Below are 26436 nucleotides of genomic sequence, written 5' to 3' on the forward strand. Positions count from 1 at the left end.
CCTGCAGCCGGCGTTGAAGACAACGCGCCAGCCGGCTCGGGCGATCTTTTCAGCGCCGCATAAAGCGCGCCTGCTTTCGCGCGCGCTTCTTTTTGGGCAATTCTGTGCGCGCTGCCGTGGCGATGGACGAATTTCGCAAACATATGAAGTATTGCTCGCTTAGTCTGTTTATCTCAGTCTGCGTGGCACCGGCCGCGAGGGTCGAGTGCCGCGCATGCCCGTCACCGTTGGTCAGCCGCCGCCGACGCCGGGCGCATCCGCCGAGGCTTCGTCGCCGGGGCTCAGCGGTTCGTTTTCCTGTTGCATGCATCTCTCCCTCGGATTTCCGGCTTGTACTCCGGAACCAGCATACGCCGCATCATTGCTTGCGCTGCGATTCACGTCCGCCGCCTCCGGGCGGCTCGGCATGAGAGCCGGTGCCGAGCGGGACTTCGGTGGTTTGGGCCGGGCGCTCGTTCGAGCGCGGCGGATTGGTCGCCTTGTCCACGCCGGTCTGTTCGACGGGCTCAATACCAAGCGGGCTCGGTTCGACATAGTGCGTGCCGCTCGGCTTGTTGCGCTGTTTCACTTCGTCTGTAACTAGCGCGTCGAGCTGGTCCTGCGGTTTGGTGTCCTGCGGTTTGGTGTCCTGCGGTTCGGTCTGCATGCCGCCCTCCTTCTGATTTCGGATATGTCTTCGATGCAGCAACATCCGGTCCCTCTCCGTCAACACGCCCCTCAGCACGCCAACGGCAAGCTGGGCACAGCCGTTGCGGCAAGTGCGGTGGAGGTCTGGACCGACATTTGTAAAAAGGAGAAGCTCATGACAATGACGACGATTCGCGTATCCGATACTGAAGTACAAGTCGAACGCACCCTGTACACCTTCGCGCAAAAGAACGACGCGGACTCATTCCAGCGCTGCCTCGCCGATACCTCGATCGACAGTTGCTATCGCACGCATCCACCGCTCTCGGCGCGGCCGACGCTGCCTGACGAACATCCCGACGACCCCGGTCGTGGCAGCACGATTTCTCCGTCGCTCGGCGGCATGCCATAAGGCAATCCCTTCTACGGGCGGCGCGAGTGCGCCGCCATCCGTCAGTTCTCAGGGCTCGCGCGATCCGCTGCCACGATCTCACGGCCATAGTCGATCGCGGCGCGGCGCGCCTCGTCGGCGGTCGCGTAGGGCCCGATTTCGGGCGCGCCATCGAATGGAAACAGAATTCTTCTGTCCGCTTTTCTGACAACCTTCAGTCCACCTACGTAACGGCCGTCGCCTGTTCCGTGATAGCTGGCGTAAATCTCGAAGTCATCGTCAGCAACGTCGGCCTTATGTCGCGCCATTTTTCTTTCCCTTGTCCCTGCACTTCAGTGCGTCATATCCAGAGTGATATCGCGGCACGTATCGCCTCTGTGGCGCGACGCGCATGCTGTGGTCGAGCAATAGCTGTTCCACGCGGCGCGGGCTCGCATTCGCGGCGAATGAAGCCGGTGGCATGCCTGTTGCGATTGACAGGCATGCACATCACGGAGACCACGATGACTATGACGAGCAAGCGTTGCATGCCGAGTCTGCATCTGCATACGCCGATGCCACCGGAAGTCGACCCCGACGCCCCGCGCCCGACGAGCGATCCCGATCCGTCGCCGCCGCCCGACGACGTGCCGCCGCATGATCCGGATCGTGCGCCAGACGGCGATCCGCCTGCCAGGCCGCCGCCAGTCAGCGCCGCATGATCCTATGCAAGTGGCGTTGCAAGGCGAGGGCTGGGCGGAATGCGTGTAAGCGCAAATTAAACCAGTGGTCCGGTAATTGCGGACTCTTCGGGTAAGCCGGCGCTCAGGGACCGGCAACCCGCCAGGAGTCAACATGAGCACCGATCACATTGTCGAAGCAGCGCCGCAGAGTGCAACGAAAGGCACACCCGGCACGCCCGATAGCGCGCCCATCAAGGAGTACCGCAACGCCGCGGGCGGCTGGGGCTCGGTGAAAGCGGTCGCGTCGATCCTCGTGCAGGAACACGTGACGTTGAACGGCAGCCGCATCCTCTCGCAGCAAAACAAGGCGGATGGCTTCGCCTGCGTAAGCTGTTCATGGGCCAAACCCGCGGACCCGCATCTCTTCGAGTTCTGTGAAAACGGCGCAAAGGCGACCGCGTGGGAAATCACCAGCAAACATATCGATACGGACTTTTTCTCCGGCCATACGCTGGCCGAATTGCGCTCATGGAGCGGTCTGGAACTCGAGTCGCGCGGGCGGCTGACCGCGCCGATGCGCTGGGATCCGGCGACCGACCGCTACGTGCAGACCACCTGGGAACATGCGTTCGCCGAAATCGCGAGCGAACTGCAGGCGCTCGATCCGAATGAAGCGGTGTTCTATGCATCGGGCCGGGCGTCGCTCGAAACGTCCTACATGTATGCGCTGATGGCGCGCGTGTACGGCACCAACAACCTGCCGGACAGTTCGAACATGTGTCACGAAAGCACCTCGGTCGGCTTGCCGAAGTCGATCGGCGTGCCGGTCGGGACCGTGCAACTCGAAGACTTCACGCATACCGACTGCATGCTGTTCTTCGGCCACAACACCGGCACCAACGCGCCGCGCATGCTGCATCAGTTGCAGGATGCGCGCAAACGCGGCGTGGAAATCATCACGTTCAATCCGCTCAAGGAACGCGGGCTCGTCACATTTGCGAACCCGCAGTCGCCGCTCGACATGCTTACCCCGGCCGATACGCGGATCAGCACGCAATATCATCAGGTGAAGATTGGCGGCGATGCGGCGGCGATTGCCGGACTTTGCAAGCTGCTGATCGAATGGGACGACGACGCGCAACGCGACGGTGAGCCGCGGGTGCTCGACGCGGCTTTCATCGCCGAACATACGCATGGCTTCGAAACCTTCGCTAACGCGATGCGCGCCACTTCATGGGAAGAGATCGAACACCACTCGCAACTCAGCCGCGGCGCGCTCGAAAGCGCGGCACGTGTGTACGCGAAAGCGAATGCCGCGATGGTGCTGTACGGCATGGGCATCACGCAGCATCGCAGCGGCGTGCACAACGTGCAGATGCTGTCGAACCTGCTGCTTCTGCGCGGCAATATCGGCCGGCCGGGCGCGGGCATCTGCCCGATTCGCGGTCACTCGAACGTGCAGGGACAGCGCACGGTCGGCATCACGGAAAAGCCTGAACTCGCGCCGCTCGACAAGCTGAAGGAACTCTACGGCTTCGAGCCGCCGCGCGACAAAGGCATGACCACGGTCGAAGCATGCCGTGGCGTGCTCGACGGCAAGGTCAAAGCCTTCATCGGCCTGGGCGGCAATTTTCAGGTGGCGATTCCCGATCATCATGTGATGGACCCCGCGTGGCAGCGGCTGCGGCTCACGGTGCAGATCGCCACCAAACTCAACCGGAGTCATCTGCTGCACGGCGAGGTCGCGTACCTGCTGCCGTGCCTCGGGCGCATCGAGATCGACCGCCAGGCGAGCGGCGAGCAATGGGTCAGCGTGGAGGACAGCACGGCCTGCGTGCATGGCTCGCACGGACTCGCCGAGCCGGCCGGCGACATGCTGCTGTCGGAACCCGCGATCGTCGCGGGCCTTGCAAAAGCTCTGCTGCCGCGCAATCCGAAGATCGACTGGGATGCGTGGGTGGACGACTACTCGCTGGTGCGCGATGCAATCGAACGCACCTATCCGGATCAGTTCAAGGACTTCAACCAGCGCTTCAGGCAACCAGGCGGGTTTCACCGGCCACTCGCCGCTTGCGAGCGCAAATGGAATACGGCAAGCGGCAAGGCGAATTTCATCGTGCCCGAGACGCTCGACGAAGACGCGGACATGCCGTCGCGAGGTCCAGACGTACTGCGCCTGATGACGGCACGCGGCGACAGTCAGTTCAACACCACCGTGTACGGTCTCGACGACCGCTTTCGCGGCGTGCGTGGCAGCCGCAGCGTACTGCTCATGCATCAGGACGACATGACGCGGCTCGGCTTTTCGGAGGGCGACGCGGTGTGCATCTCCACCGTCTCAGACGACGACGTGACGCGCGAAGTGGACGGCATGCATGTCCACGCGTTCGACATTCCACTGGGCTGCATCATGGGCTACTACCCTGAGTGCAATCGCCTGATTCCGCTCTCGCATCACGCGCAATCGAGTCAGGTGCCGGCGTCGAAGTCGATTCCGGTGCGGCTGCGCAAGTCGGCGGCGAGCGAGGATTTGGCGGCGTGAGAATGCACAAAGGGCGCGCCGGCCTGAACCGGAGCGCCCTTTCTGCGATGCCAAACTGCCTGCAGCCTACGCTGCTTCAGAACTGATGCAACATGCCGACATAAGCACCGGTTTGCGATTCACCCACGAGCGGACTCGTATTGTTGCTCGCATCGCGCGGCGATGCTTCGAGCGAGAAATTCGAGTTGCTGCCATTGCGCACGTAGCCCACGGTGCCGTACAGGAAGGTGCGTTTCGACAGGTTGTAGGTGGTGCCGAGCACATACATCATCGCGTGGCCGGATGGGTCGTGGGCGGCATCGCCCGAGCCGTCGCCGACCTTTATATAGAAGCCGCCCGCCGTCATGGCCCAGCGCGGCAGGAAGTTGTAGGTGGCGCCGAGCCAGTAGTGATCGGCCGAGTCGGCGACGCCGACCGGCGAATCGGGCGCCGAGTAATGCGTGTAGGCGCCCTGAATCTTCACCGCGTCGAAATGCACGTTGACGCCGGCGAAATATTCGCGCGATGCCTGGAAGATGTTGCTGAAGCGGCCGTTGTTGTCACGCAGTTCGTCGTAAATGCCGCGCACGTCGAAGAGCGGCGAGTGGTAGCTCAGCATGATGCCGTCCGAGCGGCCGAACTCGCCGGCCGCGCCGCTGTTGAAAGCGCCCGCCTGATTGCCGAACGCATATTGCGCCTGTACATCGAAACCCCAGAAGACCGGGCTGTGATACTCGACGTTGTTGCTGGTTTGCTGCCAGTTGCGCCCACGCACGAGCGAGGCCGACGAAAACGCCTGCTGCACGAACGGATCGAATTCCCAAACGCCGTCGCTGTCGATAAACAGATTACGGCCAGCCTGCAAGGTGCCCCACTGCTCGCTCTTCAATCCGACGAACGCGCGCCGCGACCAGAGCCGCCCGCCGCTCGTCGTGCCGTTCATGACCTGCAAACCGGTTTCGAGGTTGAAGATCGCGTTGAGCCCGCCGCCCAGATCTTCGTTGCCTTTGAGGCCGAGCATGCTGGTGCCCCAGTCGCCGCCTTCAGCGCTCCAGCGGCTCGAACTGCCGCCCGCGCCATTGTTGATGTGGTTCAGGTATTCCAGACCGGCGTCGAGGCGGCCATACAAGCTCACGCTGGTTTGACCATATGTCAGCGGACTTGCCACGGCGAGCGCCGCCATTAATTTTGTATGTAGTCTCATTGTTTTGCCGTCAAATTTTTGTGTCGCGATGTAGGGCAAAGAGGACTGCGGATGCTTCAAACACGATCCGCGAGAAAGACGTTTGTAAACTACAGCGCTGGGTTCGTCGAACTATAGGCGATACGCGCTCCACGGCCTATTCGTTTGACGCAACAAATATTTGCCCGGCCTAGGCTCGACAAGGCCCGGTTGCCAATGGAATGGGAAGATCGAAAGCCGCTCAAGATAAGATAGTCGCTCATTCGGCCCCAGCCAAATTGCAATGCACGATTCGTTATTGACTATTCAACTTTCGCCATGAACTCGCCCGAACTGACCGAAGACGAAAACCGTGGCCTTTACCAACGCGCAACGGAACACGGCGCCGAATGGTGGCGCGTGAGCGTGGCCGACCGGCCGGAAAATTATCGGCTCGAACATGGCGTCGACAATGGCAGCGGCCCTGGCGCGGTCGATATCGATCTCGTGGTGGACGCGGAAAATCTGCGTGCGAAGCTGAAGAAATGGCGCCGCGAAGGCTTCGCCATCGATACGGACGACGCCGCAAGCGAGCAGTCCGCGGCCGGCCGCGTCGCCTTCATGCCGGAATTGCAGCGCGTCGCGGCGCGAGCTTCCGCGGCGAAATGTAGGCAGTTGGAAGGCGCCGGCGCGACCGTGCGCATCGGTCATGTGGAGGTGCCTTGCGGTTTCGACAATCCGCTCGTGCCACGCCTCAATCCGGCCTATCTGTTCTCCGAGCGCTTTAACGACATCGTCGAGGACATCGTCGAGAACCGCCGCGTGATGCTGATCGGCCACACCGGCGCCGGCAAGACCAGCCTGATCGAACAGGTCGCGGCGCGGTCGCGTCACGGCGTGCTGCGCTCGAACATGAACGGGCAGACCACGGTTGGCGACTTCGTCGGCTTCTGGACCGTCAAGGGCGGCGAGACGCTGTGGGTCGACGGCGTGTTGCCCACGGCCATGCGCGAGGGGCTCTGGCTGATCGTCGATGAAATCGATTTTGCCGAACCGTCGATTCTCGCCGCCCTCACGGCCGTGCTCGAACCGCACGGCCGCCTCGTGCTCAAGGAAAAAGGCAACGAGATCGTTACGCCGCATCCGGCCTTCCGGTTGTTCGCGACAGCCAATGCGGTCGGCGCGATGAGTCAGTTCCGGCATCTGTATCAGGGCGCCAATCTGATGAACGAGGCGTTTCTGGACCGCTGGCGCGTGTATCTGCTCGACTATCTGACGCCCGCCGAAGAAGCCGACGTGCTGATCGCCACCCTCGCCCCGCACATGACGCGCGCACTCGCCACCACGCTCGCCGCGATCGCCGCCGACTGCCGCGCGGCGTTCGCTCGCGAAGATCTCTCGAGCGCGTTCTCGACCCGGCGTCTGCTCGACTGGGCCGAACTGATGCTGCGCACGGGCGACCCCGAACGCGCAGCCGGGCCGGCCATCTACGCGAAGGTGAGCCCGGAAGACGCCGCGTTGATTCGCGGCATCGTTCGCCATCACATCGCGCCGGCTCCTGAAGCGTGAACGCGATGCACGCAACGCGCGACACGCGCGGCTTCGCCTTCGAATCCACGCTCAGCAAGGTGGCCCGCGTGCTGACCGGGCAATACGGCGTGACGGTCGCGTTCAGTCCGGACGGTCCGCGCGTTGAGCCCGGCCGCATTGTGATTCCCGACTATGAGTTCAATGGCGAAGTCGAGCGCGATGTGCTGATCGGCTATCTGGATCTGCTGGTCGCGCGCGCCAAGCATGCGTCGCTCGCGCAACTCGATGCGCTGCCCTCGGGCGTCGCCGCGAATCTCGCGCAGGTGATCGAAGACCGCCGCGTGTGTGGACGGTTGCTCGACGAATATCCGGGCGCGCGCTGGTTCATCGGCAAGCTGCGCGTGCATGCGGCCGAGCGCGTGCGGCAGCGCTGGCCGAAGCTGCACTGGCGCGACCGGCTGGTCTGGCTGGTCGAACGCGCGTTGTGGGATGAACCGCCCACCCGGACCGAAGCGAGCCATTCGCTGCTCGCCGCCTTGCATGCCGCGGAGGATCTGCTGCACGAAGCGCGCGCGAGCCGCTCGACCGCGCAGAGCATCGCGGCGGCGCAGGCGCTCGTGGCGCGCGTGCGCGCGTTGTCGGCGGGTGAGGTGAACAGCATGGCGTTTACGGCGGATCCGGTCGAGGACATCGATACGGAAACGGCCGCTTCGTCATCCGTGCCGCTCGAAGACGACGACACCGTGCTCCCCGATCAGGACAGCGCGAACTCGCCACCGTCCGATCGAAGCGGTGGCGCGCAGGCGGACAACGCGGTCGGCATGGGCCAATCGCTGGCGGACGCGCAGCAACCGTCCGCGCGTTCGGAAGGCGAAGCAGGTAACGTCACTGCGGCTGCATCACAAGCCCGGCTGTCGATTCCGCTCGCCACCGAATTCGACGACATCCGCGATCTCACAGGCCAAGGGGACAGCGCCGCCTGGCGCGAGTTGCGGGCGCAGGCTCGCGCGGACACCGCACCGCTGAAGGAAAAGCTCGAACGCGCGCTGAGCGCCGACGAGCGCACGCGCTGGCGCCGCGAGCAGGAGCGCGGCGAGATCGATCGCACCGCGCTGGCGAAGCTCGCCACCTCGCCCGGTTATCGCACGCCGTTTCGCACGCAGCGGCCCGCCAAAGGACGCGACGTCGCCGTGACGCTGCTGATCGACCGCAGCGGCTCGATGGCCGGCCGCAAGATCGAACTCGCGCGCCAGTGCGCTGCCGCCTTGTGCGATGCGCTGACGCAGCTGTCGTTCGATTGCGAAGTGCTCGGTTATTGCTCGGTCGAATCCGCGCCCATGAAGCAGCTCTACGAGCGGCAACGCGCCGCCGGCGCGGATTTACGACGCTATAACCGCTTCGTCGAACGGCTCGATCTGAAGGTCTATAAGCGCTTCGGCGCGACGGACCTGAGCGGGATCGCCGCGATCGACTGCGGCCACGAGAATCCGGACGGCGAGGCGCTGGCCTGGGCCGCGACGCGGCTTGCCGACCATCAGGCCGAACGGCGCATCCTGATGATGTTCTCCGACGGCTACCCGTCCACCGGCGACGGCGATCCGCAGGTTTTGCGCAGCGATCTGCGCGAACGCGTCGCGGCCATCGGCAAGCGCGGCATCGAGCTGGTGGGCATCGGCGTGCTGACGGACGCGGTCGAGGACTTCTACCCGCACAACGTGGTGGTCAGCCGCCTCGCCGAACTGCCGTCGACGGTGTTCTCCGTGTTGAGCTCGATGCTGCTCACGCGTTGATGGCGGCGCTCACGCGGCTCACAGCGCTCACGCCGACTGCGGCTTGAACGGATACCGTTCGATTTCACCGCCGCGCGCCACCACCGCCGTGCTCTCCGGAATCTCCTGCCACCAGCCCGGCAGGTCGGCGAGCGGTTCGGACAGCACCAGAAACGCATTCGCGCCGGCTGCCTCGATGCGTGGATCGTCGGGATACAACGCGTGCAGTTGCTGAAACGAGCTGCTGTGAAAGAGCGAGCGCGACTGCCCTTCGCTCGAATAGCGCACTGCGACGATCTGCTCGCCGTCGGTGGCGCACACGGTCATGTTCAGCGGTTCGTCCACGCCATGCTTGCGGCCGGTGTCCTCGACGAAGGCCACCATCCGCTCGAGTGCGGTGACCGGCGCCACTTCCAGGCCGAAGGTCAGCGCGAGGAAAAACATCACCTCGGAATCGGTCGAGCCTTCAATGGACGGAAACAGATCGGGGTCGATCGCCACCATCAGATCGCGGCGCACGGACGGATAGTTGCGTATCAGGCCGTTATGCGCGAAGAGCCAGCGGCCATGGCGGAACGGATGACAGTTGGTTTCCTGCGAAGGCGTATCCGTCGCCGCGCGTATGTGCGCGACGAACAGCGGCGCGCGGATCGCCCGCGCCGCTTCGCGCAGATTGCGGTCGCTCCACGCCGGTTGAATGCAGCGGTAGCGAAACGGAATATCGGTCGGCTGGCCGTACCAGCCGATGCCGAAGCCATCGCCGTTGGTCGTGGTCTGGCCGAGCCGCGAATGCAGGCTCTGGTCGATCAGGGAGTGTTTGGCGTTGAACAGCACCGTTTCGAGCTGAATCGGGTTGCCTGTATAAGCGAGCCAGCGGCACATGAGCTTTTCTCCTGTCGACCAGAGTTGGCGCTTTAGCGCCTTACTCTGGTCCCATGCACTTGTTGCGGTCGACCAGAGTTGGCGCTTTAGCGCCTTACTCTGGTCCCATGCACTTGCTGCGGTCGACCAGAGTTGGCGCTTTAGCGCCTTACTCTGGTCCCATGCACTTGCTGCGGTCGACCAGAGTTGGCGCTTTAGCGCCTTACTCTGGTCCCATGCACTTGCTGCGGTCGACCAGAGTTGGCGCTTTAGCGCCCCGGCGCGGTGTGCCGCCGGGTACACGACGTCTACTTCACTACCGGCTGCATCGTCGCGATCGGAATCAGGAATTCGGAGAAGCCGGTCAGCATGATCTGCACGCCGATGCACAGCAGCAGAAAGGAAGATACACGCATCGCGACCTTGGTGCCCTCCACGCCAAGGTACTTCGCGAACACCACCGCGCGGCTATAGATCAGATAAACCGTCACGGCCACCGCCAGCGAGATCACCACCGACGCGATGCTCGAAATCACAAATTCGGAGAGCTTATGCGTGCGGTTCGCGGTCAGCGCGACAGCCGTGGCGATCGAGCCCGGCCCGGTGGTCAGCGGAATGGTGAATGGGAAAAACGCCTTCGACATCGCATTGTCCGCGTCCACCCGCTTGACCGCCGGCTGCTCGGCCGGTTGCGTGTCGGGCGCATTGAGCATCTGCCAGCCGCCCACCGCGACGGCGAGCCCGCCGCCGATGCGCAGCGCCTGCATGGAGATGCCGAAGAAATGCAGGATCGGCGTGCCGATGAAAAACGCCACCAGCAGCACGCACATCACGTTGATGGCGATTTTGCGGGCGAGCGCGGTGCGCTCCTCCGTGGTCAACGAAGCAGTCCGGTCCAGGAAAACGAAAGCAATGCCGATTGGATTGATGATGCTGATCAACCCGGTAAAGCCAAACAGAATGTCCGAGATCAGACTTTCGACCATATGCGTTCCGTGTCGAGCGGCGGCTCGGGTGGCTCCACTGCGCACCCGGCATGCCGCGCCATGTTGATGAAACCGGACTCTCTCCGGTGCTCCAGATGATGCTCGCGCTGCGTGGCGAGATGATATCGCGGCGCGCCAGGGAAACCGTAAAAAAGCCAGCCGCTAGCGCGCCTGCCGCGGCGCGCCTCACTATGCAGCCCGTCTTGCAGCGCAGCAACCGACCCCATAAAGATGCGCCCGCAACTTTCAGAAAGCCTACACTTTTTTGACCTGCTTTACGGGACCAAAGCATCCGGCATACAGTCCCCAGCGAAGCCGCACTTTCAACGAGACGTACTTACCGGTTCGAGGAGTTGCCCCCATGTTGCTTCGTGTACTTGCCGCGCTGCCGTTCATCGGCATTCTGCTCGGTGTTCCGTTTGTGAATCGTGTCGAGCCGCTGATGCTCGGCATGCCGTTCGTGCTGGCCTGGATCGTCATGTGGGTCGTGCTCAGTTCGATCATCATGGCGATCGTCTACCGTCTGGATCCGTCCAACCGTCAGCTCGCCGCCGATGGCGAGGAGGCTAGTTCATGAGCGCACTCATCATCATTGCTGCGATTACGCTGTTTGCGCTCTACCTGGGCGTGCGCGCCAAGCGCGGCCACGACATGAGTCTCGAACAATGGACCGTGGGCGGCCGCAGCTTCGGCACCGCCTTCGTGTTCCTGTTGATGGCCGGTGAAATCTACACGACCTTCACCTTCCTCGGCGGCAGCGGCTTTGCTTATGGCAAGGGCGCGCCGGTCTATTACATCCTGGCGTACGGCACGCTTGCGTACATCCTCTCGTACTGGATGCTGCCGCCAATCTGGCGTTACGCGAAGAATCACCGCCTCGTCTCGCAGCCGCACTTTTTCGCGCGCAAGTATGAAAGCCCGGCGCTCGGCACGCTTGTCGCGCTGGTCGGCGTGGCCGCGCTGATTCCCTACCTCGTGCTGCAACTGAAGGGGCTCGGCATTATCGTCGCAACGGCCTCGTACGGCGCGATTTCGTCGACGGCGGCCGTGTGGATCGGCGCCTGTGTCGTGACGGCCTACGTGATCGTCTCCGGTGTGCGCGGCTCGGCGTGGAATTCGGTGGTGAAGGATCTGCTGATTCTCGCGATCGTGCTGTTCCTCGGCATCTATCTGCCGCTGCACTACTACGGCGGCTTCAGCGACATGTTCCGCGCAATCGACGCCGCGCGCCCCGGCTTCCTGACCTTCCCGGCCAAGGGCTCGAGCGTGACCTGGTTCCAGTCGACCGTGCTGCTGACGGCGCTGGGCTTCTTCATGTGGCCGCATACCTTCGGTTCGATTTTCACCGCGAAAGACGAACGCATTTTCCGTCGCAACGCGATGGTGCTGCCGCTGTATCAGCTGATTCTGCTGTTCGTGTTCTTCGTGGGCTTTGCGGCGACGCTGAAGGTGCCAGGTCTGAAGGGCGGCGACATCGACCTGTCGCTGTTCCGCCTGTCGTTGCAGACCTTCGACCCATGGTTTGTCGGCGTGATCGGTGCGGCCGGCATACTGACCGCGCTGGTGCCGGGCTCGATGATCCTGACGTCCGCGTCGACGCTGCTCGCCAACGACGTGTATCGCGGCATGGTGAGCCGCAAGGCATCGGATGCCACGGTGGCGAAGCTCGCGCGATTCCTCGTGCCGGTCGTGGCGCTTGTCGCGGTCGGTTTCACGCTGCAAGGCGGCGAAACGATCGTTGCGTTGCTGCTGATGGGTTATAGCTTCGTGACCCAGCTTTTTCCGGCGGTGATCTGCAGTCTGCGTCCGCATAACCGCGCGACCAAGCAAGGCGCGTTTTGCGGGATTCTGGCCGGCGTTGCCGTGGTGGCCGTGACGACCACCATGCACTTGAGCATCGGTCAGTTGATGCCGTTCCTGCCCGATGCGTTGAAGGACATCAACATCGGCTTCCTGGCGTTGGCGGTGAATATCATCGTCTTCGCGGCGGTGAGCGCGGTGACGCAGGCGCGGCCGGTCGAGCAGACGCATGCGTCGGTGAATTGAGTTGTAGTTGGGGCAGGTTGTGTTGGCTCGTGATTGAGTCTTCACAGACTGATTAGCTGGATAGTGGGCTCTTTAGTCATTCAAATACGGCACGGGATAACGACCCGTGCCGTTTGCGCTTGTTTTTTCTAAGTTGCCGGCTCGACGCCATCTACGTGAGGATCCAGATGATGCGCTATCGGCGCAACTGGCGAAGCCAACCATCCCGCCGCTTTATCCCTGGATGAAGCTCGCAGGACGATGGATCGAGCAGGCAGGATTCCAAGCAGGGCATCGCGTCAGAATCGCCGTTGAGCATGGACGGTTGACTATTGCCGCTGAATAAATGAAGGGCCGCAATGCGGCCCTTCATTCATACCAAACTCTGAACCCATGCCTCATAAGCAGCACGTTGCTCCGCAACGCTGCAAACTTGCTCGATACTTGCCGAACCAAAAATATCGACCAAATCCTCGCGCTTCGCCGACTTCCCGGAGTGAAGTAGGTAGATTTTTCGACCGCCCCCCATCTGCAAGGCCATTTGTGATGGATAAGCATCCTTGCGAGCGCCATTGCATAGAATAAGATAATTGCTCTGCTCAAGCACACTGCGATAAGCCGACAGCGCATCAAACAAATTGTTGTCAGTAAATGAGAGTTCGCCAAAGCGAGCACTGCGAACCACAATTGTAACGGGCACGCCTTGTGTATATTCAATTTCGCAACATTCTTTTTCACCAACCAAGGATGAAATTTCTACGGAGATATTTGTCATGACTAGTTCCCAACATATACGGGGTTTTTGATAAATGGGCCTATAAAACTACCATTCGGATCAACTTGCCGCGCCCCCATAATGGAAGACGGATGAATCCCGCCGGGAACAGCAATTTCAAGCTCGTGAGGGAACGGACTCTTCGACCCAAGTACTGCGTTCACATCTATCCCCCCAGGTTGACCTTTAATCGTATAGACATATCCTCCACCCTGCATTTCTGCAAACTCTCGAGCTGCGGTCGGGGACTTAGACGTAGATACAAAAATACTTGGTTCGTTTTTTAGGGCGTAATTGTACAAATCAGTATTCTTGCCGAGAGGCTGAAATCCCTCACTGAAAACCACATCCGGTGAGCGGCCATCACCCCGGAAAACAAATCCCGGCTTTCCCGACGGTTTTCCTGCACCATCACCTTCACATGCGAGCCCCCACGGATCAATCCACGAAACCGGATTGGGCGCATACCGATAAAGATTCAATCCCCCGCAAGCCCAATCGGATCCTGACTGACAAACCGCCCCGTTCCCGGATCATAGTACCGGAACGTGTTGTAATGCAGCCCGGTCTCCTCGTCAGCATACTGGCCGGCGAACCGTAGCGGCTCATCGAAGACCCTGTCATCGCGCCACTCAGCCCCTCTGAATTCCCCAAAGCCAGAGAAGCGGGGCTCCCACACCACATCGCCGCTCGCGCTGGTGACGTCGTACACCTGACCGTTGTCATGCGCATGGTGATGCCAGACCATGCGCCGACCACCGGCACGACACTTTCCGTCAACGCTGACGACAGGCTGATCCACCCGCGCCATCGGCCGGTAGGGCGAATCCGGTGAGTAGACATAGGTGCGCACCGTCTCATCGCGCAGCACCTGCACCATACGCATGCCTTCCCACACAAAGCGCGTCTCGTCGGTGGCCGGGCTGCCATCCGCTGCCATGCGGCGCGTGACCTTGGCCGTTCGTCGACCGATTGCGTCGTAGTGATAGACCGTACTGTGCCCGCCATGCCGACCCTGACCCGAAGCGCGAACCATTCGCCCCTCGTCGTCGTAGACGAAGTCCTGGACCATGCCGTCCTGCACCCGGCGCGTGAGCTGGCCAAAGCCGTCGTAACTGTAGCCGGTCCCCCGGAAACGGCCCAGCAGATCGTCCAGAATCCGGCTGGCCGTCCGGTCGCGCGTCGCGTCAATCAGGTTGTCCGCGGCGTCGTAGATGTAACTTTCGTGCAGCCCCTCCTCGTCGTGACAACCCGTCATCCGACCCATCACGTCGTATGCGTAATTCACGACGCTGCGCCCGTGCCGCCCGCCGCCATGTCGGGTCACTTGATGCAGGTTGCCGGCGAGATCGTACTCATAGGCCGACCCGAGCGGCTCGCTGCCCATCATGCCTTGCCGTCCGGACCGCTCGCTCAGCCGCGACACCGTCCGCCCGCGCGGATCGTAAGCCGTCCGGCATACGCGAGGCCCCTGCGTGCGTTGCACTTCGCGGTGCAGCGCATCGCGTTCGATATCGCTGAGCGTTTCGCCGTCCAGACTGATCTGGTGGACATGCCCCGAGCCATAGTGCAGCGTCGAGATTCTCTGGCCCAGCGGAAGATGGCGTTCGGTCACGTTGCCGAGCGCGTCATGGCGCGACTCCGAACGCTGGCCGTCCGCGGTTTCCGCCACCAACCGGCCTAGCGCATCGTACTCAAAGGTCAGCTCGCTGGCGAGGATACCCAGCGCCATGCCGGCGGCACCCGGCTGCCTGTGAACAGCCGTCACGCGATCGAGCAGGTCATGGCTGTAGCGGGTGACCGAACATCGGCTGTGTTTGGACACCAGTCGCCCGGCCGCATCCCGTTCGAGGCCGATCGACTCCGATTCGCCCTGTCGGCCCGTCATCGTCTGTGCGATCGCTTCGCCATTCAGGTTGTAGTGCAATTCGCGCCACACGCCGTTCAGCCGGACTTCATGGGTCATGCGGCCCATGGCGTCGTAAGCGAAGCTGTAACTCGCCCCGTTCGCGTTGGTCAGCCTGACCAGCTGCCCGCGCGCATCGTAGCGATATTCAAGGCTGCGCCCCAACCGGTCCGTAAAACGGTCTGGTTGCCCGCGCGGGCTGTAGTCCCACCGGGACACGTGCCCCAAAGCATTACTGTGCCGCCTGATCTGCCCGAGCGCGTTGTACTCGAAAGTCTCACGGGTGCCGTCGGCATGAACGACGGTTCCGACCGCTCCGCCCGCGTTCCGTAGCAGTTGAGTCACCTGGCCGAGTGCATCGGTCTGGCGAACCAGCTCGCCCTCGTCATTCCACGCGTAGCGCGTGGTCGAACCGGAGCAGTCCGTGCGGCTCAGGAGCAAACCGTAGCGCTCATCGTAGGTGAACCTGCTCGTGCCGCCGCGTTCGTCGGTGTAACACGTGAGCAGCCCGTGCCGGTCGTGTTCGAACCGCGCGACCTGCCCCAGGGCATCGATCCGCTCAACGGGTAAGCCCTGTTCCGTATGCTTCCATTGCCAGACGCTGCCATCAGGCAGCGTGTCGCTCGCCAATCGCAGCGTTTTCAGGTGATACGTGCTTTGCCAGACCCGTCCCGTGGCGTCCACGGCGTCGGTTACGCGACCCAGTGCGTCGTAACCCAGGCGCTGCACACGCTCATCGGGAGATTCGACGCGCACCAGTTGCTGGTGCCCGTCATACTCGAACTGATAACACGCGCCTAGATAGTCGGTCCATTGCGTCACCAGATGATCCGCGTCGTACTTCCAAACCTGCGTACCCTGGTCTTCGCTGCTGACGCGCGCCTGCCCTGACTCGATGTCATAGGTAAAGGCGTACTGCTCGCCGGAACCGGTGCTGTGTTCAACCACCCGCCACCCGTCTTCGTACTGCGCATATCGATAATCACAGGTGAAGCCGAGCGCGTTCACATGCCGGGTCATCAATCCGTCGGTATACGCGAACTGACGCACCAGTTCGTCGGTCCGGCCACGCACGCGGATCAACTGCCCATTGCCGTCATAGCCGTAACGCACGAGATTGCGCCTCGCACCGTCGATCCGGTCGACACCCGTCAGACGGCCGTCGTGATGCTGCAATTCAAGAATGACATCCGCGTCGCTGCGCACTTCGACGAGCACGCCGTGTTCATCGCGACGGAATTCGATAAAGTGTCCGAACTTGTCCTCGATGCGCTCCAGCACGTGGCGCCCTTTCAGCGGTTCCGCGCTGAATCCGTAAAAGGTATCGTCCAGGCCGTTCAGGATATAGCGGCCGTCCAGCGCATGAGACAGATAGAGTTGCTCAAACGGGTTGTACTGGTACTGACCGGTCGGGAGATCGTCAAAGCCGACTTCACGCCCCTGAAATCCCACGTATTCGAGACCACGGCTACTGCGTTTCAGGTGAATGTCCCAGTTATGCTGCCAGCCACGGCCCAGCATGCCACCCGTGTCAATCGCGCTGGAATACGAGCGCGAACCGAAGAGCGGCAGCAGACCTGGCATGCTGAAATCCAGTTCGTTGGTGAGAACTTTCTGGCCGGTCGGGACGTGAACCGGGTGACCAAACAACCCGGACAGCCCCTCCATGACTTTTGAACCAACGTAGATTCCCGCCACCTGGCCGGCGATGAATTTCAAAGCGCATGGCGCCGTTGCCTTCATGCCGTTCTTCAGCGCGCCACCCAGCCCGCCAGCAACGCCCGCAACCATGAACAGGCCGTTTTTCAGATTAACTGCCCACGGCGGTATTTCGCTGGCAACGGCTATTTCACAAGCCTTGTCGCTGCCAAAAAATACGCTCTTCGATCCCTTTGCAATCGTCGCGCCGCATTGAATCTCGTCACCTTTACGCGCCGCAACGTGCTGATTGATAAAGACGGTGCTGGCACCGCAGGCCACCGGTTCGTGCGGCGTATCCTGGCCGCACATGGCGACGCCTATCTGGGCGGGAACGGCCGCGCGCCCGTTGACGAACACATTGGGCGAACCCGCTGCAATCGTGCCAGTTGGACTGGCGAACATGCTTCCTATTCTGGTGGCGATATCAACAATCTGTTCGGCAATCATGCTAGCCAGAAAGCCCGCAATAAAGCCGACAAGAAATGGGCACGCGAACGTCAGCATTGCCACGGCAAAAAATCAGCGCTGCCCCAAGGATCGCGCCGATCAGGAAGCCAGCCAGGGCTGACGTGTGCTGTATCTCGTCTCCAACACGTGCTGCTTCAAACATGCTCCTCCTCTTGACCCGGGTTCCGAAAACGGGGCGCCTTGCGCGGCGCGACACAGGATTGACCTGCTGAACGGCATCGACAGTCGATCAGGCCGGTATGAACGTATCGATCATTCGCCGCCAGATCGCTAACTGAGCTGAAGTGAAGGGAACCGTGTTGGTCGCGGTGAAGATAAGCGCCTTGCCATTGGCGAGGAGAATCGCGCATTGCCGCTGATAAACAGACTTGCCATTGCTGTTGTAACGGGTCTCAATCTCGATGCCGTCTGCGTCGCAACCGGCAAGCACGACTGTCTCGCGCGACTTGATAGACAAGCCCTTGATCTTCCGTTTCAGCAAGCCGATCTGGCGGTCGACATATTCATCAAGGGTTTCATCGTGCCGGGCGGTGTCACGCGCCACCTGAAGATTGGAAAGACCGTCCGTCAGCGGTTCCTGTACAAAGATATTGACCGTTCGGTCGGTGTAGCCAGCAGGCAGGGTGATGCTGCCTTCATCCATCGCGTATTGCACTGTCATCGTCTGTTCGGGAGGCGGGTTGGAAGTTAGCAGTTAAGATTTATCTTGCTGCCTTTCATATTCGTCTCGCCCGTGGATTTGCTGTCGATCGTCTTTGAGATCAGACTGAGCAGCTCCGGGGTCAGGACGACGGTCGTCCCCTCGACAACCAGTTTGATCTGCGTTTTCGCGGAGATCGTCACCGTGCCTTTCTCAGACGTCACGCTGATATCCCCCTCCGTCGAGGTCTGAGAGATGTCATGCTTGATGGTCTCCGTGTGCTGTCCGTTGACGGTCTGTGTCCGGTCGCCCTTCACGGTTGTCACTTCCTGTCCTTTGACGATCTTCGTCCGGTCCGCACCGACCACATGCGTCTCGTTATTCTTGATGGTGCTGTTCATGTCCTTCTCGGCCTGCAACATGAACTCTTCCGAACCCTGCGTATCGTCAAAGCGAATACCGCTGTAATTCGATTTGCCACCCTTCATCGAGCGGCTGATGATCCCGCTTTGTGTCGCACTGCCCGGCAGCGTCCACGGCGGCATGGAAGCCGCATTAAAAACCCGCCCCGTCACGATCGGCCGGTCAGGATCGCCATTCTCGAAATCGACGATCACTTCCTGACCCACGCGCGGTATGTTCACTCCGCCGAAGCTGCTCCCGGCCCACGGGTACGACACGCGCACCCAGCACGATGAGTTCTGGTCGTTCACGGGCGAACGGTCCCAGTGAAACTTGAGCTTCACCCTGCCGTACTTGTCAGTCCAGATTTCCTGCCCGGGAGGTCCTGTCACGATCGCCGTCTGCGGACCCGTCGTACGCGGCTTGTCCACCGTGCGCGGCGCGCGGAACATCGTGGTCGCCGGCTGCACCTCGAACGTCGTGTTGATGCTGTGTTGGCCCGCGCCGGTTTGATCGCCGGTTTCTTCCGCTATCACCTTCGCGCGGATCACGAGGTATTCGCGGTTCGCCGCCTGCTGGGGGTAGCCCGCGAGCGTAAAGGTCGTGCCGCACACCACGTTGCGCAGATGGCCCTTGCCCGTAGCACGCTCGCCTTGGGCGCGGATTTCTTCCATGCGTACCCGTGCGAACCGTGCGCCTTGCATCGGGTCGGCATAGTCGCCCGGCCACTCATAAACCGTCAGCTGGTTATGCGAAGTGTCCCGCGGCAGCGCATTTTCCACCGCCAGCTTCGCACCCGGCTGCGTGAAGTCGAAATCGTCGGTGGTCCAGATGCCCGACTGGATGCTTTCGGTCGTATCGAAGTGTTCGACGTGCTCGCGATCGACCTTGTGCCCCGGTGGGTAGTACCACAGCGTCTGATACGCGACGCTCTCCACGGGTTTGTGCGCACCGAGATTGTCGACGAGCACCATCCGGTGCACCTCCCTGGAGTGCTCGTAAAACCAGTAGATGCCGTGTTCAGTCATCAGGCGCTGAATAAAGGCGAAGTCCGACTCACCGTACTGGACCTGATAGACCAGCTTCGAATACTTGCCGCCCAGACGCTTGACATAGCCGTAGAGATAATTCGCCTTGAGCACCTCGTCAATGATCTCGACTACCGTCTTATTCTGGAAAATCCGGTAATCGGTGCGCCGCTCGGCAAGCACGATCCACGGCTGCAGTTTCAACCGGTAGAGGTACTGGCGGTTCAACTGACTCACCAGACTCGCCGCCGTAACAATGCCGCTAATCTCACGTATCCCGGCACCGAGATTCGCAGCGCCGCCGCCGGCGACGCCCGGCACGAATGTTCCCATGCCATCGAGCTGGATGGTGACAGTCAGCTCCTTGCCAATCATCGCCTTCAGGTCGAAGTTGGCAGCCGTGCTGTCCGGCAGCAGCGGATCGACCGGCGTGACGAGGCTCAGCTCGTATTCATAGATTGTCGACAGGGCTTCTTCGCCCACGATAGCGCGTAGCTGCAATGCCGGCTCGCCATCGGGCAACGTCGGCAGCGCCGCCCCGCTGACCGTCAGCGTACGTGGCGTCACAAAGTTCAGCATATGCAGCTTCCTTGCCGTGCGACCGGCTCGCCACAGGCTGCGTCAGACACGTCGCCCTTGCCGCACGTCATGACGCGCCTTGTCATCAATCCTTGCATTTTTGTAGCCATCCTAATTATTTTGATTCAAATCAAGACACTGCTTCTCACTGCCTATCCCTGAATTGCACGATTGTTCAGGTCACCCCACGCGTGCCCATGCGCACCGGCCACCCCGCGACGCGGCCGCGCTGCACCGAATGCAGTTCGGTTTGAGTAAACGAATGGCCCGATACGTGTCGCGCCAGATAGTGTTCAAGGATCAGGCCGAACAGATATGGGCTGACGCCACCCAGACCGGACTCGTCAACGGTCAGCGTGCACTCGATGCCGCGCCCGAACACGAGATCGTTGGACGGCGGAAGCTTGCGTGTCACCGGCCGGCTCACAACTGTCACCAGACTCCCGATCTGCTGCCGGTAAGCCGTGTCGTCCGCGGCGAGGAACAGTCGCAGCAGATCACGCAGGCCCGCGCCCGACGCCTCGTCAGGTTGTGCTCCCAACGTGAGGTAGTTGAAGTTCAGTTGGCGGATCAGCGACCAGGCCGCCTCACGCTCTGCATAGGGTGCGCGAGGGACACTGGGCGCGCGGATCAGGCCCACGTGCTGAACCGGTGAGGATTGCACCAGCGTGAGATCGCTAACGCCGTTGCACGGGATCAGGTTGGGCAGGTCACGGTTGGTTAGCCACGCGTCAATCGAGAGGTAACGCATGCGCTGTTCATAGGGCCGCTCGTCCTGGCCCACTAGTGAAACGAAAGCCTCCGTGCCGATGTACGGCGTGCGCGTCCCGTAACGGCGCAACGAGTCTGACGTCTGCTGGCGCTCGCGACGCAGCGTAAAAAACTGCCTGTGATTGCCCTCGTCGTTGGTCAGCGCCTGATACAGCGGACGGAACTCAAGGGGCTCCGATGTCTCGCGGACCTGACCATACAATGTCGCGACAGAGAACACTTCATAGTCCTGCGGCGCGAGCTGGTCAGGCACCAGTTGGAATTCAGCGCCTGTGTCGTGCACTTCCACCGGATCGGATCTGTTCCTGAACAGGTTGACGACCGGCGTGCAGAACAGCGCAAATTGCGAGGCATCCACCTGCTCCGCCAACGCACCGGGTGAGCGCTCCAGCAGCACGACAATTTCCGCTTCGCATCCGCGCACCTGGCGCAGGCCTGCATGGAGGCCGGTCAGTGTAAAAAAGTAGAAACGCGACGGGCATGCCGCAAACTCGTGCAGCAGGTTGTGTCCGTGAAACTTCGGCGCAACGAGTGGCAACAGCCCTTGTCCGGCATCAAGCCCCTCATGAACCACCGCCTTGTCGCTCACCGCGTGAAAGAGACCACCGGGCGTGCCGAACTGTCCTGGCTCGCCGATGATCGATGCGAGTCCAGCTGCGTGCAGCAGTTCGAACAGGTGTGACGCAGTCCGCTCGTCGCCCGCCAGATAAACCGGCAGGCGGTTCAGCCCCTGGAGGCGGGCGATCGGTATGGAATTCGTGGTGCGCAGGCGCAGCCGTAGAGCGCCCCGAACCTCGGCGCCGTGGCGCACGTAACGATCGAGCGAGGGAATGTCTGGCGGGATGCCGGTCAGCCGCGCGCCGGTGATCTCAAGCGGATACAGCGTCACGTCCTGGCTGCTGCGGAACTGGCAGGGCGTATTCTCGCCATCGAGCACACCACTGATGAACGACGCACCGCGTGCGATGTGCAAACCTTCGGCAAGATTGCCTTCGTCACTGCCCGGAAACAGTCGGGCAACCGCCATGGATGGCGTGGGTGCAGCGTAGTTCGGATAGACGACTTCGAGCAGCCGTTCCGTGAGGCGCGGAAATTCAGCATCGAGCCGCAACTGCATGCGTGCGGACATGAAACAGAACGATTCGATCAGCCGCTCGACGTATGGGTCGCCAATCTCACCCGCCTGCATGCCCAGGCGCCGGGCGATCTTGGGATGGGCCTGTGCGAATTCGCCCGCCAGCTCACGCATGTAGAGCAGTTCACTCGTGTAGTACTCCAGCAGTCGCGGGTCCACTTTGGCTCCGTTTCATCAAGTCCGGGGGCAGGTACGCACGAGCGTTTCGCCGTGACACATTCCGTGGTCACGCCAGGCGGCACGGTTGGATATGGGCGACAAGCCGGCTTGGCTCTTAAGTCTCTCGCCGCTGCGATCGGCGATCTCGTCCAGAATCTTTGCCCGTCTTTTGTCGCTGTTCATTCCGCCTTTCCGTTCAAAACCCTCGCCCAGTGGCCTCATGGATATGGCCATCCTGGTCACCTTTCCAGACCCACGTGTGCCCCGAGACAGAACAACAAGGCTAACCGATATTCATCTGATGAATTGTCAAGATGTGCAACGATGAAGCGACGCCAAGCGACGCATCCGATGCTTAACCGTGGAATGTCAAATCTACACACGGATGCAAAAACGCTTTCCAGGAGCGACGCGTCAAGACAAAAAAATAGGCCATCCAGGCCAAACAATCGCTCACCCGCACTGCAACACAAACCCTCCTCACTGCCCTTGTAAAACCACGCACCTCAGGCACACCCCTTGCTGAACTGACGCGTCCGCGAATCCCACCGCACTGTGCAAGTGCACAAAACCCGTCCTTGGGGGCCACTTTGCCGCTTAACGTTCTTCTTGTCGCTTCCGAAGCCCTGCCGCTCGCCAAATCCGGCGGCCTCGGCGACATGGTCAGCGCATACGCCGCCGCTCTGCGCGATGCCGGCGTCGATGTCTCGATCCTGATGCCCGCTTATCCGGCCGCGCTCGAACGCGCGGCCGACGTCGCGCCGGTCGCGCGCATGACCGGCCTGCCCGGCGGTGACGCCCGGCTGCTACGCGGCCAGATGCCCGACACCGGCGTGCCGGTGCTGCTTCTGCAGATGGATCACCTGTTCGCGCGCGAAGGCCTCTATCGCGATCCGCAGGGGCGCGACTACCTGGACAATCTCACCCGCTTCGCCTCGCTCGCGGCGGCGGCCGCGCGAGTGGCGCGCGGCGTGCGCAACGTGAAGCGCCCCGACATCGTGCATGCGCACGATTGGCATGCAGGATTGACGCCGCTCTATCTGCGGCTCGCGGGCGTCGCCGCGAAGAGCGTCTTCACGATTCACAACCTGGCGTTCCAGGGCAACCATCCGCTCGCCATGGGCGGCTGGATCGGTGTGCCGCCCGAATTGCTGGCGCCCGCGCTCTCCGATGAACGCAGCATCGAGTTCTATGGTTCGCTGAGCATGATGAAAGCGGGCATCGTCCATTCGGATCGCGTCACGACGGTGAGCCAACGCTACGCGCGCGAGATCCTGACGCCGCACTTCGGCCATGGCATGGAAGGCGTGTTGCAGGCGCAGGCCGGGAAGCTGTCGGGCATCGTCAACGGCATCGATACCGCCGCCTGGAACCCGGCCACCGACAACCAGATCGCGCGCCCCTATTCCGTCGACGACACCGCCGGCAAGCAGGCCTGCAAGCGCGAACTGCAACAGGCCTTCGGTCTGACGCGCGATCCGTTCGCACCGCTGGTCGCCGTCGGCAGCCGCCTGACCGAACAGAAGCTCGCCGATGTCGTCGTGCATACGTTGCCGGCGCTGCTCGAACTGCATCCGCGGCTGCAGTTCGCGATTCTCGGCCAGGGCGAGCACGGTCTCGAACAGGCGCTGCGCGACGTCGCGGCCGCATGGCCGGGACGCGTCGGCGTGCAGATCGGCTACGACGAGCGGCGCGCGCACATGCTGCACGCGGGTGCGGACATTCTGCTGCATGGCAGCCGCTTCGAACCCTGCGGACTCACCCAACTCTATGCGATGCGCTATGGCACGATTCCGGTGGCCTCGCGTGTCGGTGGCCTGGCCGATACGATCGTCGACTATGTGCCGCACGATCCTCGCGGCGAACAGCGAGCGACGGGCTTCCTGTTCGACGGCGAAAGTCCGGACGACGTGATGCACGCGCTCGGCCGTGCATTGGCTGCGTTCGTGCAGCCGTCGTCGTGGCACGTGTTGCAGCGGAATGCGATGAGCCGCGATTTCGGTTGGGATGCGTCGACCAAGAACTATCTCGCGTTGTATGCGGATCTGGTCGATGCACGTCCGGCGGTGCGCGATACGCGGGTTCGCAAGACCCCGGTTCGGGCGCGTACGGCGGCCTCGGCAGGTACGCGCAGGGAAGAGTTCAACGCGGGCGTCGGGGAGATGGCGCGTAGCGCGTGAAGCGCATGAGGCACTCGGGCGTGCTTTGGCGCGCTATGCTATACGGCATTCCAACGTGCCGCGGAGTTGCCCATGCAGCCGCCCGTTCTCCGAGTCGCCCGTCCTACTAACGATCTGCACAAGGTCGCTGATTTCTATACACGGGGATTGGGCTTCGAAGTGCTGGCGAGCTTCGAGAATCACGAAGGCTTCGATGGCATCATCGTCGGACAACGGGGCTGCCCCTGGCACATCGAGTTTACGCACCAGCACGGCGTGACCGTCGAACGGGCGCCGACCACCGAGCACCTTCTCGTGCTGTATCTTCCCGAACGCGATGCATGGAGCGCGGCCGTCGAACGGCTCGAAGCGCTCGGCGTGTCGGCGTGCGAATCGGAGAATCCTTACTGGGACCGTCAAGGCAAAACGTTCGAAGATCCGGATGGGTATCGGATCGTTTTGCAGAATGCGGCTTGGGTATAAACGCGCCGCTGGCCCCGACACCCGCATGCTGACGCGCGATCACGCATGGCGTCATAGCTTCTCGCGCATCCCGTTCCCTCCACCATCCGCTTTGCAGAAAGCTGCTTGACAGCTAACACCGACGTTAGGCAAGCTGCGGCGTGCAGAAGCTTGCACCGCGAGTCCGGTTTCCTGTTGCGCCTGTAGTGCCGCGCTGTTTTGAACGCGCGGTATGAACGAACGATCACGCTGCCGTCGTCCACGGCTCATTCCCGAGGGTCGCAATGCACAGAACACGAACCATCGCTGCCGCGCTACTGGCCATCGTCCTCACCGCCTGCCATACGCCGCCTACCAACGACTTCTCCAAAGCCCCCGTCGCACCCATCAGCGCCAACCGCGCCGACATCCGCTCGATTGCCAAAGACGCGTATATCTACGGCACCCCGATGGTCAATTCGTACGCTGTCATGTATGCGTTTTCGGTGGACACCACCAACCCGCAATACAAAGGCCCGTTCAATTCCATCCTGAACATCTCGCGTGTCTTCACGCCGGACGACACCGCCTTCGTCACGCCCAACTCCGACACGCCCTATTCGTTCGCCGGCCTCGATCTACGCGCAGAACCCGTGGTCATCACGGTCCCGCCGATGGACGCGAAGCGCTACTTCGTGTTCCAGTTGATGGATCTCTATACCTTCAACTTCGCGTATATCGGCAGCCGCACCACGGGCAACAACGGCGGCAAATTCCTGATCGCGGGACCGCGCTGGAACGGCCAGACACCGAACGGCATCACTCAGGTGATCCGCTCCGAGACTGATCTCGTGAACGTGGTCGGACGCACGCAACTGTTCAATCCCGACGACCTCGATAACGTCAAGAAAATTCAGGCGGGCTACAAGGTGCAAACGCTGTCGGCATACTCCGGCAGCACGCCCGCGCCGACCGCGCCGCCGGTGCAGTGGGTCAAGCCGATCGCACCGGCCGCCGCGCGAACATCGCTCGAATTCTTCAATCAACTCGCGTTCGTGTTGCAGTTCGCGCCGGTCAATCCGAGCGAGGCCGGATTGCGCAACCGCCTCGCGCAGATCGGTGTGGTGCCCGGCAAACGGTTCGATGCGAACGCGCTCTCGCCGGAGCAGAAAGCGGCATTTCAGGCCGGCATGCAGGATGGCCAGAAGGCGATCGACGACAAGCGCGCGTCGCTCGGCGGCAAGACCGATACGCTATTCGGCTCGCGCGAGTCTCTGAAGAACGACTACGTGGCGCGCGCCACCGGCACCCAGGTCGGAATCGGCGCGAACTCGCGTGAGGAAGCGCTATATCCGGTGCTCGACAAGGATTCGACCGGACAGCCGCTCGACGGCAGCCAGCGTCGCTATGTGCTGCGCTTTCCGAAAGGACAGTTGCCGCCTGTGAATGCGTTCTGGTCGGTGACCATGTACGCGCTGCCGAGTCAGTTGCTCGTGAAGAATCCGATCGATCGGTATCTGATCAATTCGCCGATGCTGCCGCAACTGAAGAAGGATCGCGATGGCGGTTTGACAATCTACATCCAGGCGAATTCGCCGGGCAAGGCCAGGGAGGCCAACTGGCTGCCGGCGCCGGAAGGACCGTTCATGATCACCATGCGGTTCTACTGGCCGAAACCCGTGCTGCTGGATGGCAAGTGGAAGACGCCGGTGGTCAAGCGGGTGAAGTAGTTGGAATC

General features: G+C 61.9%; 21 protein-coding genes and 1 pseudogene. 11 read left to right on the forward strand and 11 right to left on the reverse strand.

Features of this window, described 5'->3' with window-relative positions; translation table 11 throughout:
* Window positions 1-358: 358 nt before the first annotated feature.
* Complete coding sequence (locus B0G74_RS23505) at window positions 359-646, reverse strand: hypothetical protein (RefSeq protein ID WP_132377271.1); 288 nt, start codon at window positions 644-646, stop codon at window positions 359-361.
* A 156-nt stretch (window positions 647-802) separates the two neighbouring features.
* Between B0G74_RS23505 and B0G74_RS23510 the strand changes: the two genes are divergently transcribed.
* The gene (locus B0G74_RS23510; protein WP_132377272.1) at window positions 803-1039 is read left to right on the forward strand and encodes a hypothetical protein; all 237 of its coding nucleotides are present in this window, start codon (window positions 803-805) and stop codon (window positions 1037-1039) included.
* A gap of 41 nt (window positions 1040-1080) precedes the next feature.
* On the opposite strand, the gene B0G74_RS23515 is transcribed toward B0G74_RS23510, so the two are convergent.
* Entirely contained in the window at window positions 1081-1326 is a 246-nt protein-coding gene (locus B0G74_RS23515) for a DUF6723 family protein (protein ID WP_132377273.1), read from the reverse strand.
* A 195-nt stretch (window positions 1327-1521) separates the two neighbouring features.
* Here B0G74_RS23515 and B0G74_RS23520 point away from each other — a divergent pair, with 195 nt between their 5' ends.
* Both B0G74_RS23520 and B0G74_RS23525 read left to right on the forward strand, forming a co-directional pair.
* Window positions 1522-1719, forward strand: a complete 198-nt coding sequence (locus tag B0G74_RS23520; RefSeq protein ID WP_132377274.1) for a hypothetical protein — start codon at window positions 1522-1524, stop codon at window positions 1717-1719.
* Window positions 1720-1852: 133 nt separating this feature from the next.
* Entirely contained in the window at window positions 1853-4222 is a 2370-nt protein-coding gene (locus B0G74_RS23525; RefSeq protein ID WP_243658291.1) for an FdhF/YdeP family oxidoreductase, read from the forward strand.
* Between the two features lie 76 nt (window positions 4223-4298).
* On the opposite strand, the gene B0G74_RS23530 is transcribed toward B0G74_RS23525, so the two are convergent.
* The gene (locus B0G74_RS23530) at window positions 4299-5384 is read right to left on the reverse strand and encodes a porin (RefSeq protein ID WP_132379314.1); all 1086 of its coding nucleotides are present in this window, start codon (window positions 5382-5384) and stop codon (window positions 4299-4301) included.
* Window positions 5385-5702: 318 nt separating this feature from the next.
* Between B0G74_RS23530 and B0G74_RS23535 the strand changes: the two genes are divergently transcribed.
* Both B0G74_RS23535 and B0G74_RS23540 read left to right on the forward strand, forming a co-directional pair.
* A complete protein-coding gene (locus B0G74_RS23535) occupies window positions 5703-6932 on the forward strand; it encodes an AAA family ATPase (protein ID WP_132377275.1) in 1230 nt (409 codons plus the stop codon).
* Window positions 6933-6937: 5 nt separating this feature from the next.
* Entirely contained in the window at window positions 6938-8683 is a 1746-nt protein-coding gene (locus B0G74_RS23540) for a cobalamin biosynthesis protein CobT (RefSeq protein ID WP_132379316.1), read from the forward strand.
* A 27-nt stretch (window positions 8684-8710) separates the two neighbouring features.
* Here the strand turns inward: B0G74_RS23540 and B0G74_RS23545 are convergent, their stop codons facing one another.
* Together B0G74_RS23545 and B0G74_RS23550 are read right to left on the reverse strand one after the other, a co-directional pair.
* A complete protein-coding gene (locus tag B0G74_RS23545) occupies window positions 8711-9544 on the reverse strand; it encodes a class II glutamine amidotransferase (RefSeq protein WP_132377276.1) in 834 nt (277 codons plus the stop codon).
* A gap of 287 nt (window positions 9545-9831) precedes the next feature.
* Window positions 9832-10509, reverse strand: a complete 678-nt coding sequence (locus B0G74_RS23550; RefSeq protein ID WP_132377277.1) for a MarC family protein — start codon at window positions 10507-10509, stop codon at window positions 9832-9834.
* A 361-nt stretch (window positions 10510-10870) separates the two neighbouring features.
* Between B0G74_RS23550 and B0G74_RS23555 the strand changes: the two genes are divergently transcribed.
* The 3 genes from B0G74_RS23555 to B0G74_RS23565 all read left to right on the forward strand — a co-directional run bounded on the left by B0G74_RS23555 (window position 10871) and on the right by B0G74_RS23565 (window position 12880).
* The gene (locus B0G74_RS23555) at window positions 10871-11086 is read left to right on the forward strand and encodes a DUF3311 domain-containing protein (protein WP_132377278.1); all 216 of its coding nucleotides are present in this window, start codon (window positions 10871-10873) and stop codon (window positions 11084-11086) included.
* Window positions 11083-12555 carry a sodium:solute symporter gene (locus tag B0G74_RS23560; RefSeq protein WP_132377279.1) on the forward strand — a complete coding sequence of 491 codons (1473 nt, stop codon included), beginning with the start codon at window positions 11083-11085 and terminating at the stop codon, window positions 12553-12555. The genes B0G74_RS23555 and B0G74_RS23560 overlap by 4 nt, the downstream gene beginning before the upstream one ends.
* Window positions 12556-12778: 223 nt before the next feature.
* Window positions 12779-12880 carry a SymE family type I addiction module toxin gene (locus B0G74_RS23565; protein ID WP_132379318.1) on the forward strand — a complete coding sequence of 34 codons (102 nt, stop codon included), beginning with the start codon at window positions 12779-12781 and terminating at the stop codon, window positions 12878-12880.
* A gap of 27 nt (window positions 12881-12907) precedes the next feature.
* Here the strand turns inward: B0G74_RS23565 and B0G74_RS23570 are convergent, their stop codons facing one another.
* From B0G74_RS23570 to tssF, 6 genes and pseudogenes are all read right to left on the reverse strand, one after another.
* Window positions 12908-13309 carry a hypothetical protein gene (locus B0G74_RS23570; RefSeq protein WP_132377280.1) on the reverse strand — a complete coding sequence of 134 codons (402 nt, stop codon included), beginning with the start codon at window positions 13307-13309 and terminating at the stop codon, window positions 12908-12910.
* A gap of 2 nt (window positions 13310-13311) precedes the next feature.
* Window positions 13312-13791 (reverse strand): enterotoxin A family protein, encoded by a 480-nt coding sequence (locus B0G74_RS23575; RefSeq protein WP_132377281.1) that lies wholly within the window; start codon window positions 13789-13791, stop codon window positions 13312-13314.
* Entirely contained in the window at window positions 13788-17420 is a 3633-nt protein-coding gene (locus B0G74_RS23580; RefSeq protein WP_132377282.1) for a DUF6531 domain-containing protein, read from the reverse strand. Before B0G74_RS23580 ends, B0G74_RS23575 begins: the two co-directional genes overlap by 4 nt.
* 193 nt (window positions 17421-17613) lie before the next feature.
* Window positions 17614-18045 carry a DUF1795 domain-containing protein gene (locus B0G74_RS23585; protein ID WP_132377283.1) on the reverse strand — a complete coding sequence of 144 codons (432 nt, stop codon included), beginning with the start codon at window positions 18043-18045 and terminating at the stop codon, window positions 17614-17616.
* A gap of 338 nt (window positions 18046-18383) precedes the next feature.
* Window positions 18384-20033, reverse strand: a pseudogene (gene tssI / locus B0G74_RS23590) (type VI secretion system tip protein TssI/VgrG); the annotation flags it as partial.
* Window positions 20034-20208: 175 nt separating this feature from the next.
* Window positions 20209-22098 (reverse strand): type VI secretion system baseplate subunit TssF, encoded by a 1890-nt coding sequence (gene tssF, locus B0G74_RS23595; RefSeq protein WP_132377285.1) that lies wholly within the window; start codon window positions 22096-22098, stop codon window positions 20209-20211.
* A gap of 590 nt (window positions 22099-22688) precedes the next feature.
* On the opposite strand from tssF, the gene glgA reads away from it, so the two are divergent.
* From glgA to B0G74_RS23610, 3 genes are all read left to right on the forward strand, one after another.
* Window positions 22689-24278 carry a glycogen synthase GlgA gene (gene glgA, locus B0G74_RS23600; protein WP_132377286.1) on the forward strand — a complete coding sequence of 530 codons (1590 nt, stop codon included), beginning with the start codon at window positions 22689-22691 and terminating at the stop codon, window positions 24276-24278.
* Window positions 24279-24350: 72 nt separating this feature from the next.
* A complete protein-coding gene (locus B0G74_RS23605; protein WP_132377287.1) occupies window positions 24351-24740 on the forward strand; it encodes a VOC family protein in 390 nt (129 codons plus the stop codon).
* Window positions 24741-25003: 263 nt separating this feature from the next.
* Window positions 25004-26428, forward strand: a complete 1425-nt coding sequence (locus B0G74_RS23610; RefSeq protein WP_132377288.1) for a DUF1254 domain-containing protein — start codon at window positions 25004-25006, stop codon at window positions 26426-26428.
* The last annotated feature ends 8 nt before the right edge of the window (window positions 26429-26436 follow it).

It is taken from the genome of Paraburkholderia sp. BL9I2N2 (assembly GCF_004339745.1).
In the GTDB taxonomy this organism is placed as follows: Bacteria; Pseudomonadota; Gammaproteobacteria; order Burkholderiales; family Burkholderiaceae; genus Paraburkholderia.

What these genes read in the sequence shown, in the direction of transcription:
- B0G74_RS23545 (WP_132377276.1), bottom strand. Translation starts at nt 9,544, where the DNA reads ATGTGCCGCTGGCTCGCTTATACAGGCAACCCGATTCAGCTCGAAACG.
- B0G74_RS23530 (WP_132379314.1), bottom strand. Translation starts at nt 5,384, where the DNA reads ATGGCGGCGCTCGCCGTGGCAAGTCCGCTGACATATGGTCAAACCAGC.
- B0G74_RS23520 (WP_132377274.1), top strand. Translation starts at nt 1,522, where the DNA reads ATGACTATGACGAGCAAGCGTTGCATGCCGAGTCTGCATCTGCATACG.
- B0G74_RS23550 (WP_132377277.1), bottom strand. Translation starts at nt 10,509, where the DNA reads ATGGTCGAAAGTCTGATCTCGGACATTCTGTTTGGCTTTACCGGGTTG.
- B0G74_RS23515 (WP_132377273.1), bottom strand. Translation starts at nt 1,326, where the DNA reads ATGGCGCGACATAAGGCCGACGTTGCTGACGATGACTTCGAGATTTAC.
- B0G74_RS23580 (WP_132377282.1), bottom strand. Translation starts at nt 17,420, where the DNA reads ATGCTGACGTTCGCGTGCCCATTTCTTGTCGGCTTTATTGCGGGCTTT.
- B0G74_RS23505 (WP_132377271.1), bottom strand. Translation starts at nt 646, where the DNA reads ATGCAGACCGAACCGCAGGACACCAAACCGCAGGACACCAAACCGCAG.
- B0G74_RS23585 (WP_132377283.1), bottom strand. Translation starts at nt 18,045, where the DNA reads ATGACAGTGCAATACGCGATGGATGAAGGCAGCATCACCCTGCCTGCT.
- B0G74_RS23560 (WP_132377279.1), top strand. Translation starts at nt 11,083, where the DNA reads ATGAGCGCACTCATCATCATTGCTGCGATTACGCTGTTTGCGCTCTAC.
- B0G74_RS23565 (WP_132379318.1), top strand. Translation starts at nt 12,779, where the DNA reads ATGAAGCTCGCAGGACGATGGATCGAGCAGGCAGGATTCCAAGCAGGG.
- B0G74_RS23605 (WP_132377287.1), top strand. Translation starts at nt 24,351, where the DNA reads ATGCAGCCGCCCGTTCTCCGAGTCGCCCGTCCTACTAACGATCTGCAC.
- B0G74_RS23510 (WP_132377272.1), top strand. Translation starts at nt 803, where the DNA reads ATGACAATGACGACGATTCGCGTATCCGATACTGAAGTACAAGTCGAA.
- B0G74_RS23610 (WP_132377288.1), top strand. Translation starts at nt 25,004, where the DNA reads ATGCACAGAACACGAACCATCGCTGCCGCGCTACTGGCCATCGTCCTC.
- B0G74_RS23540 (WP_132379316.1), top strand. Translation starts at nt 6,938, where the DNA reads ATGCACGCAACGCGCGACACGCGCGGCTTCGCCTTCGAATCCACGCTC.
- B0G74_RS23570 (WP_132377280.1), bottom strand. Translation starts at nt 13,309, where the DNA reads ATGACAAATATCTCCGTAGAAATTTCATCCTTGGTTGGTGAAAAAGAA.
- B0G74_RS23555 (WP_132377278.1), top strand. Translation starts at nt 10,871, where the DNA reads ATGTTGCTTCGTGTACTTGCCGCGCTGCCGTTCATCGGCATTCTGCTC.
- B0G74_RS23535 (WP_132377275.1), top strand. Translation starts at nt 5,703, where the DNA reads ATGAACTCGCCCGAACTGACCGAAGACGAAAACCGTGGCCTTTACCAA.
- B0G74_RS23525 (WP_243658291.1), top strand. Translation starts at nt 1,853, where the DNA reads ATGAGCACCGATCACATTGTCGAAGCAGCGCCGCAGAGTGCAACGAAA.